Annotated in this window: 20 protein-coding genes and 1 other annotated feature; of the genes, 12 read left to right on the top strand and 8 right to left on the bottom strand. The window is 53.2% G+C overall.

What is annotated here, in order from left to right; genetic code table 11:
- Positions 1-89 precede the first annotated feature (89 nt).
- The 6 genes from rpsP (at position 90) to AB8804_RS16550 (ending at position 4,033) form a co-directional block, all read left to right on the top strand.
- The gene (rpsP, locus tag AB8804_RS16525) at positions 90-338 is read left to right on the top strand and encodes a 30S ribosomal protein S16 (protein ID WP_003863133.1); all 249 of its coding nucleotides are present in this window, start codon (positions 90-92) and stop codon (positions 336-338) included.
- A gap of 15 nt (positions 339-353) precedes the next feature.
- Positions 354-893 (top strand): ribosome maturation factor RimM, encoded by a 540-nt coding sequence (gene rimM / locus AB8804_RS16530; protein ID WP_006178053.1) that lies wholly within the window; start codon positions 354-356, stop codon positions 891-893.
- A 31-nt stretch (positions 894-924) separates the two neighbouring features.
- Entirely contained in the window at positions 925-1,692 is a 768-nt protein-coding gene (gene trmD, locus AB8804_RS16535; RefSeq protein ID WP_371188039.1) for a tRNA (guanosine(37)-N1)-methyltransferase TrmD, read from the top strand.
- A gap of 43 nt (positions 1,693-1,735) precedes the next feature.
- Positions 1,736-2,083, top strand: a complete 348-nt coding sequence (gene rplS, locus AB8804_RS16540) for a 50S ribosomal protein L19 (protein WP_006178051.1) — start codon at positions 1,736-1,738, stop codon at positions 2,081-2,083.
- 132 nt (positions 2,084-2,215) lie between these two features.
- Positions 2,216-2,623 (top strand): DUF2946 domain-containing protein, encoded by a 408-nt coding sequence (locus tag AB8804_RS16545; RefSeq protein WP_371188042.1) that lies wholly within the window; start codon positions 2,216-2,218, stop codon positions 2,621-2,623.
- 39 nt (positions 2,624-2,662) lie between these two features.
- Entirely contained in the window at positions 2,663-4,033 is a 1,371-nt protein-coding gene (locus AB8804_RS16550; RefSeq protein WP_371188044.1) for a PepSY-associated TM helix domain-containing protein, read from the top strand.
- 2 nt (positions 4,034-4,035) lie between these two features.
- On the opposite strand, the gene AB8804_RS16555 is transcribed toward AB8804_RS16550, so the two are convergent.
- The 4 genes from AB8804_RS16555 to AB8804_RS16570 all read right to left on the bottom strand — a co-directional run bounded on the left by AB8804_RS16555 (position 4,036) and on the right by AB8804_RS16570 (position 6,810).
- The gene (locus tag AB8804_RS16555) at positions 4,036-4,518 is read right to left on the bottom strand and encodes an OmpA family protein (RefSeq protein WP_371188046.1); all 483 of its coding nucleotides are present in this window, start codon (positions 4,516-4,518) and stop codon (positions 4,036-4,038) included.
- Positions 4,519-4,536: 18 nt separating this feature from the next.
- On the bottom strand, positions 4,537-5,751 hold the full coding sequence (dgcN, locus tag AB8804_RS16560; protein ID WP_371188048.1) for a diguanylate cyclase DgcN: 1,215 nt from the start codon (positions 5,749-5,751) through the stop codon (positions 4,537-4,539).
- Positions 5,744-6,280, bottom strand: coding sequence for a YfiR family protein (locus tag AB8804_RS16565; RefSeq protein WP_371188050.1), 537 nt, complete (start codon positions 6,278-6,280; stop codon positions 5,744-5,746). Before AB8804_RS16565 ends, dgcN begins: the two co-directional genes overlap by 8 nt.
- Positions 6,281-6,435: 155 nt before the next feature.
- Positions 6,436-6,810 (bottom strand): DUF2799 domain-containing protein, encoded by a 375-nt coding sequence (locus AB8804_RS16570; protein WP_371188052.1) that lies wholly within the window; start codon positions 6,808-6,810, stop codon positions 6,436-6,438.
- A gap of 213 nt (positions 6,811-7,023) precedes the next feature.
- On the opposite strand from AB8804_RS16570, the gene aroF reads away from it, so the two are divergent.
- From aroF to AB8804_RS16585, 3 genes are read left to right on the top strand one after another with little or no spacing between them, the layout of a single operon-like run.
- Complete coding sequence (gene aroF / locus AB8804_RS16575; protein WP_371188054.1) at positions 7,024-8,094, top strand: 3-deoxy-7-phosphoheptulonate synthase AroF; 1,071 nt, start codon at positions 7,024-7,026, stop codon at positions 8,092-8,094.
- A gap of 10 nt (positions 8,095-8,104) precedes the next feature.
- Positions 8,105-9,226, top strand: a complete 1,122-nt coding sequence (tyrA, locus tag AB8804_RS16580; RefSeq protein ID WP_371188056.1) for a bifunctional chorismate mutase/prephenate dehydrogenase — start codon at positions 8,105-8,107, stop codon at positions 9,224-9,226.
- A 59-nt stretch (positions 9,227-9,285) separates the two neighbouring features.
- Positions 9,286-10,158, top strand: coding sequence for an SMP-30/gluconolactonase/LRE family protein (locus tag AB8804_RS16585; protein WP_371188058.1), 873 nt, complete (start codon positions 9,286-9,288; stop codon positions 10,156-10,158).
- Here AB8804_RS16585 and pheA read toward each other — a convergent pair.
- From pheA to AB8804_RS16605, 4 genes are all read right to left on the bottom strand, one after another.
- Positions 10,155-11,315, bottom strand: a complete 1,161-nt coding sequence (gene pheA / locus AB8804_RS16590) for a bifunctional chorismate mutase/prephenate dehydratase (RefSeq protein ID WP_371188060.1) — start codon at positions 11,313-11,315, stop codon at positions 10,155-10,157. The genes AB8804_RS16585 and pheA overlap by 4 nt on opposite strands.
- 29 nt (positions 11,316-11,344) lie before the next feature.
- Positions 11,345-11,470 (bottom strand) — a sequence feature (Phe leader region).
- Complete coding sequence (pheL, locus tag AB8804_RS16595; protein ID WP_371188132.1) at positions 11,422-11,469, bottom strand: pheA operon leader peptide PheL; 48 nt, start codon at positions 11,467-11,469, stop codon at positions 11,422-11,424. It overlaps the preceding feature by 48 nt.
- A 163-nt stretch (positions 11,471-11,633) precedes the next feature.
- The gene (locus AB8804_RS16600) at positions 11,634-12,632 is read right to left on the bottom strand and encodes a tyrosine-type recombinase/integrase (RefSeq protein ID WP_202561001.1); all 999 of its coding nucleotides are present in this window, start codon (positions 12,630-12,632) and stop codon (positions 11,634-11,636) included.
- Positions 12,633-12,698: 66 nt separating this feature from the next.
- Positions 12,699-13,007 (bottom strand): helix-turn-helix domain-containing protein, encoded by a 309-nt coding sequence (locus AB8804_RS16605; RefSeq protein ID WP_233132168.1) that lies wholly within the window; start codon positions 13,005-13,007, stop codon positions 12,699-12,701.
- Between the two features lie 97 nt (positions 13,008-13,104).
- On the opposite strand from AB8804_RS16605, the gene AB8804_RS16610 reads away from it, so the two are divergent.
- Genes AB8804_RS16610 through AB8804_RS16620 form a run of 3 tightly spaced genes read left to right on the top strand, consistent with a single transcriptional unit; the run spans position 13,105 to position 14,318 of the window.
- The gene (locus AB8804_RS16610; protein ID WP_371188063.1) at positions 13,105-13,386 is read left to right on the top strand and encodes a Cox family DNA-binding protein; all 282 of its coding nucleotides are present in this window, start codon (positions 13,105-13,107) and stop codon (positions 13,384-13,386) included.
- 26 nt (positions 13,387-13,412) lie between these two features.
- Positions 13,413-13,748 (top strand): hypothetical protein, encoded by a 336-nt coding sequence (locus tag AB8804_RS16615; RefSeq protein ID WP_200083597.1) that lies wholly within the window; start codon positions 13,413-13,415, stop codon positions 13,746-13,748.
- A gap of 9 nt (positions 13,749-13,757) precedes the next feature.
- Entirely contained in the window at positions 13,758-14,318 is a 561-nt protein-coding gene (locus tag AB8804_RS16620; protein ID WP_371188065.1) for a 3'-5' exonuclease, read from the top strand.
- The last annotated feature ends 157 nt before the right edge of the window (positions 14,319-14,475 follow it).

Raw genomic sequence — 14,475 nt, forward strand, 5'->3', positions numbered from 1 at the left:
AAATCAGTAAAATTTTCGGGCTTTTAATATGACACCCGGGCTCCGTTCCTCGATGGGGCCCGGTTGTTTTATTCACACAAGAGGATGTTATGGTAACTATTCGTTTAGCTCGTCACGGCGCTAAAAAGCGTCCGTTCTACCAGGTTGTTGTTACTGACAGCCGTAATGCACGCAACGGTCGCTTCATCGAGCGCGTTGGTTTCTTCAACCCACTGGCCGCTGGCGCAGAAGAAGAAACTCGTCTGGATCTGGATCGTATCGCTCACTGGGTTGGCCAAGGCGCTACTGTTTCCGATCGCGTTGCTACGCTGATCAAAGCAGCAAACAAAGCAGCTTAATCTGTCACGGTGGTCATGATGAGCAACAAAGCACCTGTTGAACCGATCGTATTGGGAAAAATGGGTTCTTGCTACGGTATCCGTGGTTGGCTCAGAGTGTTTTCCTCCACTGAAGACGCTGATAGCATTTTTAATTACCAGCCCTGGTTTATCCAGAAAGCCGGTAAGTGGGAAGAGGTCGAGCTGGAAAGCTGGCGTCACCACAATCAGGACATCATCATCAAGCTGAAAGGCGTTGACGATCGTGATGCCGCGAATGCGCTGACTAATTGTGAAATTGTCGTGGATTCGTCGCAGTTGCCACAGCTGGAAGAGGGCGACTATTACTGGAAAGACCTTATGGGTTGCCAGGTGGTCACTACCGAAGGCTACAGCCTGGGGAAAGTCATCGATATGATGGAAACCGGGTCCAATGACGTTCTCGTCATTAAGGCAAACCTGAAAGATGCATTTGGCATCAAGGAGCGGCTGGTTCCGTTCCTCGATGGACAGGTTATCAAGAAAGTCGATCTCACTACTCAAACGATTGAAGTAGATTGGGATCCTGGTTTTTAAATTCTCCGGATAAACGGTAAAAGACGGCGCTATGTGGATTGGCATAATTAGCCTGTTTCCTGAAATGTTCCGCGCGATTACCGATTACGGGGTAACTGGCCGGGCAGTAAAGAATGGCCTGCTGAGCATCCAGAGCTGGAGTCCGCGTGACTTCACGCATGACCGGCACCGTACCGTGGACGATCGTCCTTACGGCGGCGGACCGGGGATGTTGATGATGGTGCAACCCTTGCGGGACGCCATTCACACAGCAAAAGCCGCGGCAGGTGAAGGCGCAAAGGTGATTTATCTGTCACCTCAGGGACGCAAGCTTGATCAAGCGGGCGTGAGCGAACTGGCAACGAATCAAAAGCTGATTTTGGTCTGTGGACGCTACGAAGGGATAGATGAGCGCGTAATTCAAACCGAGATTGACGAAGAATGGTCTATCGGCGATTACGTTCTCAGCGGTGGTGAGTTACCAGCGATGACGCTGATTGACTCCGTTGCCCGGTTCATTCCGGGTGTACTGGGCCATGAAGCTTCGGCAACGGAAGATTCCTTTGCTGATGGATTGCTGGACTGCCCACACTATACTCGTCCTGAAGTGTTAGAAGGGATGGAAGTACCGGCAGTATTGCTGTCTGGAAACCATGCCGAGATACGTCGCTGGCGTTTGAAGCAGTCGCTGGGCCGAACCTGGCTTAGAAGACCTGAACTTCTGGAAAACCTGGCTCTGACTGAAGAGCAAGCAAAGCTGCTGGCCGAGTTCAAAACTGAACACGCGCGACAGCAGCATGAACATGATGGGAATGCGTAATACGCTCCCGAATATCAGTTTACCCAGGATAAGAGATTAAATTATGAGCAACATTATCAAGCAAATTGAACAAGAGCAGATGAAGCAGGACGTACCTTCCTTCCGTCCAGGTGACACCGTGGAAGTGAAAGTATGGGTTGTTGAAGGTTCCAAAAAACGTCTGCAGGCATTCGAGGGCGTGGTTATCGCTATTCGTAACCGCGGTCTGCACTCTGCATTCACTGTTCGTAAAATTTCCAACGGCGAAGGCGTTGAGCGTGTCTTCCAGACTCACTCTCCGGTAGTTGACAGCATTGCTGTTAAACGTCGTGGTGCTGTACGTAAAGCTAAACTGTACTACCTGCGTGAGCGTACTGGTAAGTCTGCTCGTATCAAAGAGCGTCTTAACTAAGATTCGCTTAAGCGACATCCTGTTAGAAAGGGCTGGCCGAAAGGCTGGCCCTTTTTTTATCCCATCGCATCTCTCGCGTTAACTCTTTTGTCATAAATCATTTACAATGCTTGCCTCTTGAATGGAGGGGAAGTGGATAACGCACTGCATCAGCACAAACGGAAACGCGCAGCGGCATTGACCGCGCTGTTTGCGATCCTGCTGATCGTCGTTGCGCCGCTTATCTCCGTCTCCCTGCAAAAAGATCCCATGAGCGCTATGCCGGGGATGCACCATCACGACATGAGCACGATGTCGATGGATGAACACCACGGCGATACGCCGCACGCTATGCCTGTCGATCACGCGGAAGCGTGCGGCTACTGCGTGCTGCTGGCCCACGTGCCGGGCGTGATGCTCGCGCTTATCGTGCTGCTCAGCGCGGTGCTGCTGAGAACTCGCGAGAAGCCGCCTCGCCATACGGTCAGCCACTGGCACTTCTCCCCCTGGCTTTACCCCGACACCCGCGCGCCGCCGCGGCAGTCTGCTTATTCCCTTTAAAAAAATACATCGCTAACTTTTTGCCTTAAAAGGAAAAGTATGACTACCTGCACTCCGCGCGCGGCATGGGGAAACCTGCTGCGTCGACTTCATTTCTATATTGGGCTGTTCGTCGGCCCGTTTATCTTCTTCGCCGCGCTGACCGGTACGCTGTACGTGGCGACACCGCAGCTGGAAGAGGCGATATACCGGCACGCCCTGCACGCTGACTCCGCGGGCGAGCGTCAGCCGCTGGCGGAACAGATCGCGGCGGCGGAAAAAATCGCGGGCGGCGAACTGCGCTTGCATGCGGTTCGCCCCGGTCTTGCCGGAGGAGACACCACGCGCGTTATGTTTGCCGATCCCGCGCTCGGCCCGTCAGAGCATCGGGCCATTTTTATCGATCCCGTTAGCCTCGAGGTGCGTGGCGACATGACGGTGTACGGCACCAGCGGGATCTTGCCGCTGCGCCAGAAAATTGACTACCTGCACACCTCGCTGATGCTTGGGGACGTCGGGCGGCTGTACAGCGAGCTGGCGGCATCATGGATGTGGGTCGCCGCGCTCGGCGGGATCGCGCTGTGGTTTTACACCCGGCCAAAGCGTCGTATCCACAATCGTTTTCAAAACCGCCGTCGCCTGCACGTGACGCTGGGCTGGGTTCTGCTGGGCGGAATGCTGCTGTTTTCCGCAACCGGATTAACCTGGTCCCAGTGGGCCGGAGGTAACGTCGACAGGCTGCGCGCGCAGATGAACTGGCTGACCCCGCAGGTGAACACGACGCTTTCCGGCCAACGGGAGATCGTGGATGAACATGCCGAGCATCGGGGTCATCATGGTGGAATGATGATGCCGGAAATGGCGATGGATTTGACGCAGTTTGACGGCGTATTACGCGCTGCCCGTAAAGCAGGGATTGACGCTAACAGGCTGGAGATCCGCCCTGCGAAAGCCGCGGATCGGGCCTGGACGGTAACGGAAATCGATCGCCGCTGGCCGACCCAGGTGGACGCCGTTTCCTTCGATCCTCACTCCATGCAGATCCTGGACAGAACCCGCTTTGACGATTTTCCGCTAATGGCAAAACTCACCCGCTGGGGCGTGGATTTCCATATGGGCATACTGTTGGGCCTGGCGAATCAGCTGCTGCTCATCGCCTTCGGCACCGCGCTGTGCGTGCTGATTATCTGGGGCTACCGGATGTGGTGGATGCGTCGCCCTGCGATGCCCGGCGGAAGTCCCGTACAGACGCTGTGTCAAAGTTGGCTGGGGCTGTCGGGCTGGGGAAAGACAATCACGGCGGTGGGCAGCGTGCTATTAGGGGTTGCGCTACCGGTCATGGGCGCAAGCCTGGCCGTGTTTGTGCTTGTTGACTGGCTGCGCTGGCGAGCGGCATCCGCTGTGTCGCTCGCAGAATCAACGACAAAATGACGTTACGGCGTGCTGATAACGACCGCCACGCGGCGGTTTTCAGCGCGCCCCTGCGCGGTGCTGTTGCTGGCAACAGGGTATTTTTTACCTAGCCCCTGCGTGGTGAGATTCGTGCGGGGGATATTCGCGCCTTTTGCCCAGGCATCCGCGACCGCGTTCGCGCGTTTCAGGGAGAGCGCCTCGTTGTAGCGCTCTTCACCGTAATTATCCGTATGTCCGTCCATGCGCGCGTGGTTTAAACCGGTTGCCGCGAGGCGGGAGGCCATGGTCTGGATCTGCGTTTCGCTTTCCGGGCGCAGCCTGGCGTCATTTTTGTCGAACAGGATCTTATCGGACAGCCCGAGCGACCAGTCGCCGTTCATTTCGTTAAAGCCATAAGACTTCATTGCCGCGACTTGTTCTGGCGTAAACTTGCCTTTTGGCGCCTGGCAGCCGGCCAGGATAAGTGATGCCAGCAAGCAGGGGGCGAGATATCGCTTTAACATTGTCTCTTCCTTTTGAGGTTATTGTTTTGAGCGCAGGTTTTTCACCTGATACATATTGCGATCGGCTTGCTCCAGTAATGCTTCAAGAGAAGCATTTTCCCACGCCAGAGCAAAACCAATGCTGAGTGACATTGTTGCCGTATGTCCGTTGTGCAGATCGAACGGACGGATAAACTGCTGCGAAAGCGCAGCGCAAATATGCCGGACTTCACGTTCTGAATGGACGCCATGCAGGACCATGGCAAACTCATCGCCACCGAGGCGGTAAGACTGATGGCGCTTATTGCCAAACTCGACCATTCTGCTGGCGACTTCGATAAGTACGCTGTCTCCCGCCGCGTGTCCCCAGGTGTCGTTGATATACTTGAAGTTATCACCGTCCAGGAAGAGCAGGGCGGAATGCGTTTTTGCCGCTAAATCTTCCATCAGTGCCGCAATGCTGTTGCGGAACGCGGCGCGGTTTGCGAGACCGGTCAGCGGATCGTGCATGGCCGTGCGGAGAAGCTGCGCATTTTTGGCCTGAAGCTTCAGCTGCCACTCCTCCATTTCATCCAGCAGGCTGTTGAAGTCCTCGCCAAAATGGTGGAACTCTTCGATCTGTCCTTCCGTCACCCGGCGCGAGAAGTTACGGTTGGTGCGAACATCGTGCACGACGTCGGTGATATTCTGCAGCGCAGCCACCACGCCGTTATGCAACGAGCGCGTCAGCGCGAGCGCAACGGCTGACGCCAGCAGAATACAGCCCGTAAGCACGGCAAAGGAGAGCCAGATAAAGTGGCTTATCAGGCTGTCGCGGGCGGTGAGGCGAATTTCGCCGATAGGATTGCCGTTATGCATAATGGGCTGCGAGACAGGAACCGGGAACAGCCAGCGGCTGACCAGCGTTCCCAGCGTATCCGTGTTGTCCTCTGGATCCCACGACCAGTAGGCAAATCGATTATTGTGGACGTTTAGCACCTCTGCCGCAGCGAATTGCCCCTGCTTGCCGAGCGTGGAAAGGGTTTCGTTCGCCGCCACTGAATCATTAAATACCAGCGAGGCCTCAAGGCTGTGGCTCATGGTTGCGCCCGTTAATTCAAGGTTTTTTTGCGCATACTGTTTTAGCGTTACCACGGATGCAAAACAGAGCAAAACCCATATAAACGTCATTGTAATGACAACGCTTATCATGCTGATACGTCTCAACGTTCTTTTAAACGTCGGGCGTGGTGTAGACGTGAAATCCTTATTCATGCTTCGTATTCCGTGCAAGCATTAATACATCCGGATTGACTCTTACGCCGCTGCGCGAAAGCGCATCCAGATTGACGGAAAACCTGACCCGGTTGTCTTCTATTATCAGGCAAAACGCACTGCCAATAAGACACTCCGGGTTTCGCTCGGAGATTAATAACAACGCCCGGCCCTGAAGCTGGTTTATTAATTCTACCTGGCTTGCTGGCGATTCGGTGCCAAAATAAAGGGCATTACACTGCGCGGACAGCGCGTCCTGACCGTTACGTATTACCACCGGGCGATAGGGGAGCGAGCTTTGCGGGTCCTGGCGGCTGAGCGCTGGAACATAACGGGATGAGGCAAAAATACACAGCGTGGGCTGGCCGGAAAGCGCGGGCCAGCGGGTATAGCTGACAATGCCGGAAACGATTGAACGTACGGATTTATCGGTCTCCGTGAGCGCACCGGCGGCCGTCTGACCTGTAATAAGGAGCAGCATGAGCACAAGAGTAAGTCGAGACAAAGAGATCAAGAATGTCGTTCTCACCAGAATCCGCCATACCGCTCTGGAAATAGCCGTCCTTAAGAGTTGGTGGCAGAGTATCATTGTTTATCAAAACCGTCATTATGTCAGAAATGCAACTATCTGGACTTAGGTTAAATCTTACAGTTGCTTTTGCCGCGGCGGGCTGAATGGCGAAATTAATTAAGCCTGCTGGCCCTCATGCTTTCATTCATTCCCTGCTGCCATGCCTCGCGCAGTTTTACAACATTCTCCGTACTCTCACAGCTTGCGGGAAAAGACTTACCTGCCAAACCCCAGGCGTGAATAAATCCTTCTTCACAGACTTTCTTTTGACCATCGGCATAGCCGCGAAGATATTCACCGCGATCGACTTCTTGACCGTGATAATTATCGGCAAGCGTCTGGTTATCTTTAACCGAAATACCGTTCATGGCGTCTTCCTTACCGAGCGTGAACCAGTCGGTGCCAGTCCAGTTCGGCTGGAACGTGTAGGGATTGATTTGACAGCCCGATAAGAGCAATACCAGAAGTGCAAGCGGGAACGGGCGCATGTCTATTCTCCTGTTTTCTTCAGCATAGCCTGGCAAAAATTAGTTGGGTGTAATTTTTTGTTTACTATTTTAGAGGCGTTTTTTGGCTTTAAATTGCTTGTTGTAAACTAATATTTACGTATTTTGGATTGAAATCTTTACTTGTTGTGATATTGTGGTTTCACCTCATCGAGGAAACCCACTATCGCAAACGAGCTTTACAGGATCGCAATCATGCAAAAAGACGCGCTGAACAACGTACATATTACAGATGAACAGGTTTTAATTACCCCGGATCAGCTGAAAGCCGAATTTCCGCTGAGCGTCGCGCAAGAGGCTCAGATCGCGCAGTCTCGCCAGACGATTTCGAACATCATCGCCGGTCGCGATCCGCGCCTGCTGGTGGTATGTGGCCCTTGCTCTATTCACGATCCTGAAACCGCCATTGAATATGCTCGTCGATTTAAAACATTAGCGGAGGAGGTCAGCGATAGCCTCTATCTGGTAATGCGCGTCTATTTTGAAAAGCCACGCACCACCGTTGGCTGGAAGGGATTGATTAACGATCCGCATATGGATGGCTCGTTTGATGTGGAAGCAGGCCTGAAGATTGCGCGTCGCCTGCTCGTAGAACTGGTCAGCATGGGTCTGCCGCTGGCAACCGAAGCGCTGGATCCGAACAGCCCGCAGTACCTGGGCGATCTGTTTAGCTGGTCGGCAATCGGTGCGCGCACCACCGAATCGCAAACCCACCGCGAGATGGCCTCTGGCCTGTCGATGCCGGTCGGTTTCAAAAACGGCACTGACGGCAGCCTGGCGACGGCAATCAACGCCATGCGCGCCGCCGCTATGCCGCACCGCTTTGTCGGGATTAACCAGGCGGGCCAGGTGTGCCTGCTGCAAACTCAGGGTAACCCGGACGGGCACGTGATCCTGCGCGGCGGGAAAGCGCCTAACTACAGCCCGGCAGATGTGGCTCAGTGTGAAAAAGAGATGGAACAGGCGGGACTGCGTCCGGCGCTGATGGTAGATTGCAGTCATGGTAATTCAAACAAAGATTACCGTCGCCAGCCTGCGGTTGCAGAATCTGCCGTGGCGCAGATTAAAGATGGCAACCGTTCTATTATCGGGCTGATGATTGAGAGCAACATTCATGAAGGCAATCAGTCATCGGAACAGCCGCGTAGCGCAATGAAGCACGGCGTGTCCGTCACGGATGCCTGCATCAGCTGGGAAACCACCGATGCGCTGCTGCGTGAAATCCACAAGGATTTGAGCGGCCATCTGGCGACGCGTCTGGGTTAAGAGGTTAGGTATGGTTGCTGAATTGACCGCGTTACGCGATCAAATTGATGAAGTAGATAAGGCGCTGCTGGATCTCCTGGCGCGCCGCATGGCGCTGGTAGCCGAGGTTGGTGAAGTTAAAAGTAAATACGGCCTGCCGATTTACGTGCCGGAACGCGAGGCGTCTATGCTCGCTTCCCGGCGTAAAGAGGCGCAGGCGCTGGGCGTGTCTCCGGATTTGATTGAGGACGTTCTGCGCCGCGTGATGCGCGAGTCGTATTCCAGTGAAAACGATAAGGGCTTCAAAACCCTCTGTCCGTCGCTGCGCCCGGTGGTGATTGTTGGCGGCGGCGGCCAGATGGGCCGCCTGTTTGAGAAGATGCTGACGCTCTCTGGCTATCAGGTGCGCATACTGGAAAAAGAGGACTGGGCGCGTGCGCCTGAGATCGTGAGCGATGCGGGCATGGTGATTGTCAGCGTACCTATTCACGTGACCGAACAGATCATCGAGAAGCTGCCGCCGCTGCCGAAGGATTGCATCCTGGTTGATTTAGCGTCCGTCAAAAATGGGCCGCTGCAGGCAATGCTGGCGGCGCACAGCGGTCCCGTACTTGGCCTGCACCCGATGTTTGGTCCGGACAGCGGCAGCCTGGCAAAGCAGGTCGTCGTCTACTGTGACGGCCGCCAGCCGGAAGCGTACCAGTGGTTCCTGGAGCAGATTCAGGTGTGGGGCGCGCGTCTGCATCGCATTAGCGCGGTCGAGCACGATCAGAACATGGCGTTCATCCAGGCGCTGCGCCACTTTGCAACCTTTGCATATGGCCTGCATCTGGCGGAAGAAAACGTTCAGCTCGAACAGCTGCTGGCACTCTCTTCGCCAATCTATCGCCTGGAGCTGGCGATGGTGGGGCGTCTGTTTGCGCAAGACCCGCAGCTGTACGCCGACATTATTATGTCGTCCGGTAACAACCTGGCGCTGATCAAGCGCTATTACCAGCGGTTTGGCGAGGCCATCACACTGCTTGAGCACGGTGATAAGCAGGCGTTTATCGACAGCTTCCGCAAGGTTGAACACTGGTTCGGCGACTACGCGACGCGCTTCCAGAGCGAGAGCCGCACGCTGCTGCGCCAGGCAAATGACAGTCGCCAGTAACGCGATGATGTATATACTGAAAGCCAGCATTGCTGGCTTTTTTTATTTGGGGAACTGTCATGGCTGAACCACAGCTGCTGTTGAACTATACCGGGCATCTGCCGGAGTGCCCGACGTGGAGCGAGGAAGAGAGTGCGCTCTACTGGGCGGATATTCTGGAAGGGGAGATCCACCGCTATCACCTGCCCAGCGCGGAACACACGGTGCTCTCTTTCCACGAAGAGGTAGGCTGTTTCGCCCTGCGTGAACGAGGCGGATTTATCGTCGCGATGCGTAACGCTATCTGGCTTGCCGACAGGCACGGGCTGCTTCAGCGCAAGGTCTGCGATAACCCTTCCAATCCGCAGCTTGCGCGCTTTAACGACGGGGGAACCGATCGCCAGGGGCGTTTTTATGCCGGTACGTTCTGGGGGCCGGGAGATTACAACGGCGCTATGCTGATGCGCATTGATAACGACCTGACGCCAAAGGTCATCCAGTGCGATATTCAAGGACATAACGGCCTGGCGTTTAGCCCGGACGGGCAGTGGATGTTCACCTCCGATACGCCAAACGGCGTTATCTACCGCACGCCGCTGGACGAGCGGGGCGAACCCGGCACGCGTGAGATCTTTCGCCGCTTTAAGGCGGGTGAGGGCATCCCCGACGGTGCCGCCGTGGACGTTGAGGGCTGCTACTGGAGCGCGCTGTTTGACGGCTGGCGCATCGCGCGGTTTTCACCGCAGGGGGAACAGATGGAAGAGCATCGGCTGCCCGTTCGCTGCCCGACGATGGTCTGCTTTGGCGGCGAGGGAATGAAAACGCTCTTTATCACCACCACGCGGGAAAACATGGACGCAGAGGAAGTGGCAAAATACCCGCTCTCCGGAGCCATCTTCACCCTGCCGGTTAACGTGGCAGGGATGAAGAAAAACCGCTTTATTGAGCGTTAAACGGGATCGACCGGCACTACGTTTTCGCTTGGATAGCAGCCCAGCACTTTCATCGAACGGGTGATTTCGCCCAGTTCGCGCAGGGCCTTCTGCATGGATGCGGATTCCAGGTTGGCCTGAACGTCAAGATAGAACATCTCTTCCCACGGGTTGCCGTTAATCGGGCGGGATTCCAGCTTCGTCATGATCAGGTTGTGGTTGCGCAGAACCAGCAGCGCTTCAACCAGGGCACCCGCCTGCTGGCCCGTCGCCATCAGCAGCGTTGTTTTAGCCGGTACCTGCTCAGAGACGTTAATGGCCTTGCGCGCCAGCACCACAAAACGAGTGATGTTTTGCGTCTGATTTGCCAGGTTGCGTTCCAGCACCTGTAAACCGTACAGCGCGCCGCCCGCTTCGTTGCCAAGTGCGGCGACGGTCGGGGAATTTATCTGCGCCACTTTCTCCATCGCCGCCGAGGTGCTTTCAGTGTACTCAATTTTCCAGTGCGGGTAGCGGTTCAGGAACTGGCTGCACTGCTGGAAGGGCTGCGGGTGGCTATAGACCGTCTCGATTTTGCTCAAATCCGTTGAGCCGGAGACCAGCACGCAGTGATCGATAGGGAGCGTCATTTCGCCGACCAGCGACAGGCTGGTGTGCTGCAGCAGATCGTAGACGTCGTTGATGGCGCCCGAGCTGGTGTTCTCGATCGGAACCACGGCGTAATCTGCCTGACCGGTTTCAACCTGATTAAAGATATCCGCGAACTTGGCGCAGCCGCTCTCAATAAACTCGTCGAAATGGCGAGCGGCGTACTGGCGGGCGGCCAGGTGCGAGTAGGAGCCTTTAGGACCCAGAAAAGCGATGCGCGCCGAGTGCGGGTTAGTTTTATTCAGATGCTGCTGGAGCAGCGCCTGCTGGGTCAGAACCGAGTCTTCAATGATGAGCTGGAACAGGCGGGTGATGTAATGGGCATCAAGGTGGTGCGCCTTGCCGAGCTGAATCAGGCGCTCCAGTAAATCACGTTCGCGGTCGATGTCGCGCACGGGGCGGTGGGACTCCAGCTTGGCCTTACCCACCTCGACGGCGAGCAGGCGGCGTTCAGCCAGCAGCGCCAGCAGTTTCTCATCCAGTGCGCTAATTTTTACGCGCAGATCCAGTAACGGGTTTTCCGGGGTCATAATGTTGTCTGTCTCGTTTATCGTTATCAATAAAAAAGGCCTCCCGCTGTGGGAGGCCTTGTTGTTCGTCTTCGCATTCTTTATCACACGACGAAACGCCTCCCAGTCAGGGGAAGGTAAAAAAGAATGCGAAGAAAAACGGCGTACGTTTCATTGATTCATCCTGTGATTGATAACCTTAAAGTACCCGTACTGTTTTAACCCTGTCAATAAAAAACGCGCCCGAAGGTGCGTTTAATAAGCCTGTCAAACAAGGCGCTCAACGTAAAATCAACACGTTACGAGCGCCTTTTAGTGCCTAATACACCCTAAAATGACCTAGTCGGTGGACATTATGTGGACGCGCCCACGCATAGGGTTAAAGCGTATGGCATCGGTCAAATAGTCAGGAGCAAAATGCGCATACACCATTGTCTGTTCAATTTTTGTATGCCCCAGTATCCTTTGCAGAGTGATTATGTTGCCGCCATTAATCATGAAGTGGGTCGCAAACGTGTGGCGGAAAACATGAACTGCCTGGCCTTTCGGGAGGTCTGGTTTAATTTTGCGCAGCACCTTGCGTACACGGTCATAACTCGTATCAAACAGCTTCCCTGATTTTCGTGTCAGTATGTAATCGGCAACTTCCTGAGATATCGGAACGGTGCGGGCAGGTCCGGTCTTTGTCTTCACAAAGTTAACCCTGTTCTTGATCACGTTCCTGCCATCCAGCTTGCTGGCCTCTCCCCACCTTGCCCCAGTGTTGAGGCTAAGAACAACAACACGGCGGTCATCATCGGTGAGTTCACTGGAACTCAGAAGCGCTTGTGTTTCCTCCTCTGACAGAAAGGCCATTTCTGTATTTTCCAACCGCAGCTTGCGTACGTTATGGAAGGGGTTATCGTGATGAAACTCTTCCATATCAATCAGGAGGGTAAACATGCTGGATATAGCGCAGAAATCTCTGTTAACCGTTCCGGCGGATACACCGCTATGTAACCTGTCAGCGCGATACTTCATCAAAAAGTTGCGAGTCAGCTCGTACACACGCGGCTCACCCATTTCACGATTGATTTTCTCCAGGCGTTTTCTGTATGAATCGCCGTAATTGTGGTTCTTCCCGTGATAGCTCCACCATAACGAGATCAACTCTGAAACAAGTCTTCTGTCCGCAGGTTTGTCCTGCCATTCTTTATCGTGAAAGTTTGTCAGTACGTACCGCTCGTACGCTTGTGCTTCGGCCTTCCTGTCAAATTTGCGTCGGATCCTTCTTCCTGAGGTTCCGCGCGGTCTAACGTCCACTTCAAAACGACCATCATCAAGCTTCTTAATCGACATAGCGAAGCCCTCCGATGTATGAATCATTATGTAAATTTTGCGCTAACGCATAGAAAAACCAGATGTTTAACCAGTTTTCCGGGTGGAGCGGGATGATGTTGTGTTGTCGTGCCCATCAGGGGAGAGAGACGGGGACACCTGCCCCGCGCTTGGTGCCGTCTTATCTGTCATTAACCAGAGTGTGTATTTTTCGAAGCGAGGGTGTCTGAGAACGGCGTCGATAATAGATAAACCAGCTTCCCTTTGACCGCTTTCATAATTACGTACAGTGCTGTGAGCAATGCCAATCAGCTCGGAGAACGCTATTTGAGTTAGACCTTCCGCCTTCCTTATTTGACGAAGTTTATGTCCATGTAGTCTTGACAATGTACTCATGTGAAGCTTATCCTCATTGTGTACTCAAATGTAGATTAAAAAGACCTAAGACGCCTTAAAGCGCCCTAGGAAACCAAACTAACGGAGGATACCACAGATGAAGGAGCCAGCAGAAAACGCACTTTCAGACCTGGTGACGCCTGAACTTTTTGCTGCGTATATAGGCAAAACACCCGCAGCGATTCGCAAAATGGCAATGGCTGGAAAATTGCCGGTGATCCGTATGAAAGACCCTCTGAACCCATCAAAAAAAGGAGGGGAAATTTATATTCATCGGGGGGAGTGGGATGCTTATGCAGCGCATTTGGCTCAGATTGCCCCACCTGAATGGCATGACTGGAAGAATCGTTTATTCACGACCGATAAAAGCGCTTGTTAGTAAAATAAATAGGATTGGGTCTTATCATGAAAACTAAATACGCCACTCTTATTCGTAGTCTGCTGCAAAACTATCATGCACAGGCAAAAGCCATCGATAAAGAAACATTCTCTGTCCATAGCGACGGCTTACAGTTAATGGAATTAAATATTCAATTGGCTAAATGTCTTGAGGGCATAACCTCTACTGCTCGCTTTAATAACGACAGTGATGATTTTGAAGAGCTACACAAAATCACGCTTATGGTCTTTGGTGGAAATATACCAACTGAAAATAATATTTCTGGCCTTATGTCACTGGCTACGTCTGCATTAAAAAGTAATAACTCGCATCTTAAATCTGTTGCAGCCTCACAACGATAAGGAACCGATATGAAACATTTAATGATTGAAATTGAAGCTATGGACGATAAACCAACAGCAGCAGTAACGGCTATCGCTGCCATATTCTTTAATCCTGAAACGGGGGAATTGGGGAAAACATTTTATCGTCGTATCAGTCTGGACGATGCAATGAGCAATGGCGGAACGGTTAGCGCTGCGGCGATCAACTGGTGGTTACAGCAGCCGTCTGAGGAACGGGACCAGCTTCTTTATGAAGATTGCCAGGACATTGAGCTGGCAGTTTGTGACTTCTATGATTTCGTTAATAAGAACATGACTCCTCTGGCGACGAAACTATGGTGCGGTTGCCCTTCTATGCATTGCAATATTCTGCGCCATGTTCTGGACAAGTATACCGGCATGGGCTTCGAATATGGTAATGAACATTCAGTCGTGACCATGGTTGAGCTGGCAAAAGCTCTTGGTCTGAATATGGATGCCATCATTCCATATACATTCACAAGAAACGCGTACAATCACGCTATCCACAATATTAAAATCGTTTCATATATCTGGATGTATCTCGACAAAATAGCCAGTGTGAAATAACGATGATTACAGTGACCTCTCATGCAAGTGAAAGTGTCATTAACAAGGCATTTTCAGTGCTGTCAGAATACTACAGTGGCAAAAAGGTATATCAGGTAATAAAGCCGCATCATTATTTTTCTGTGCATGTCTCTTATCGCTGGCGATTACTGAGCAA

The organism is Enterobacter sp. KBR-315C3_2022 (assembly GCF_041399425.1).
In the GTDB taxonomy this organism is placed as follows: Bacteria; Pseudomonadota; Gammaproteobacteria; order Enterobacterales; family Enterobacteriaceae; genus Enterobacter.

Excerpts from the sequence above, each read along its gene's own strand:
- AB8804_RS16600 (WP_202561001.1), bottom strand. The coding sequence starts at position 12,632 with ATGTCGATTAAGAAGCTTGATGATGGTCGTTTTGAAGTGGACGTTAGA.
- AB8804_RS16570 (WP_371188052.1), bottom strand. The coding sequence starts at position 6,810 with ATGCGCCCGTTCCCGCTTGCACTTCTGGTATTGCTCTTATCGGGCTGT.
- rpsP (WP_003863133.1), top strand. The coding sequence starts at position 90 with ATGGTAACTATTCGTTTAGCTCGTCACGGCGCTAAAAAGCGTCCGTTC.
- AB8804_RS16615 (WP_200083597.1), top strand. The coding sequence starts at position 13,413 with ATGAAAACTAAATACGCCACTCTTATTCGTAGTCTGCTGCAAAACTAT.
- AB8804_RS16550 (WP_371188044.1), top strand. The coding sequence starts at position 2,663 with ATGACTACCTGCACTCCGCGCGCGGCATGGGGAAACCTGCTGCGTCGA.
- AB8804_RS16620 (WP_371188065.1), top strand. The coding sequence starts at position 13,758 with ATGAAACATTTAATGATTGAAATTGAAGCTATGGACGATAAACCAACA.
- rimM (WP_006178053.1), top strand. The coding sequence starts at position 354 with ATGATGAGCAACAAAGCACCTGTTGAACCGATCGTATTGGGAAAAATG.
- tyrA (WP_371188056.1), top strand. The coding sequence starts at position 8,105 with ATGGTTGCTGAATTGACCGCGTTACGCGATCAAATTGATGAAGTAGAT.
- AB8804_RS16555 (WP_371188046.1), bottom strand. The coding sequence starts at position 4,518 with ATGTTAAAGCGATATCTCGCCCCCTGCTTGCTGGCATCACTTATCCTG.
- pheA (WP_371188060.1), bottom strand. The coding sequence starts at position 11,315 with ATGACCCCGGAAAACCCGTTACTGGATCTGCGCGTAAAAATTAGCGCA.
- trmD (WP_371188039.1), top strand. The coding sequence starts at position 925 with ATGTGGATTGGCATAATTAGCCTGTTTCCTGAAATGTTCCGCGCGATT.
- AB8804_RS16605 (WP_233132168.1), bottom strand. The coding sequence starts at position 13,007 with ATGAGTACATTGTCAAGACTACATGGACATAAACTTCGTCAAATAAGG.
- aroF (WP_371188054.1), top strand. The coding sequence starts at position 7,024 with ATGCAAAAAGACGCGCTGAACAACGTACATATTACAGATGAACAGGTT.
- dgcN (WP_371188048.1), bottom strand. The coding sequence starts at position 5,751 with ATGAATAAGGATTTCACGTCTACACCACGCCCGACGTTTAAAAGAACG.
- AB8804_RS16610 (WP_371188063.1), top strand. The coding sequence starts at position 13,105 with ATGAAGGAGCCAGCAGAAAACGCACTTTCAGACCTGGTGACGCCTGAA.
- AB8804_RS16585 (WP_371188058.1), top strand. The coding sequence starts at position 9,286 with ATGGCTGAACCACAGCTGCTGTTGAACTATACCGGGCATCTGCCGGAG.
- rplS (WP_006178051.1), top strand. The coding sequence starts at position 1,736 with ATGAGCAACATTATCAAGCAAATTGAACAAGAGCAGATGAAGCAGGAC.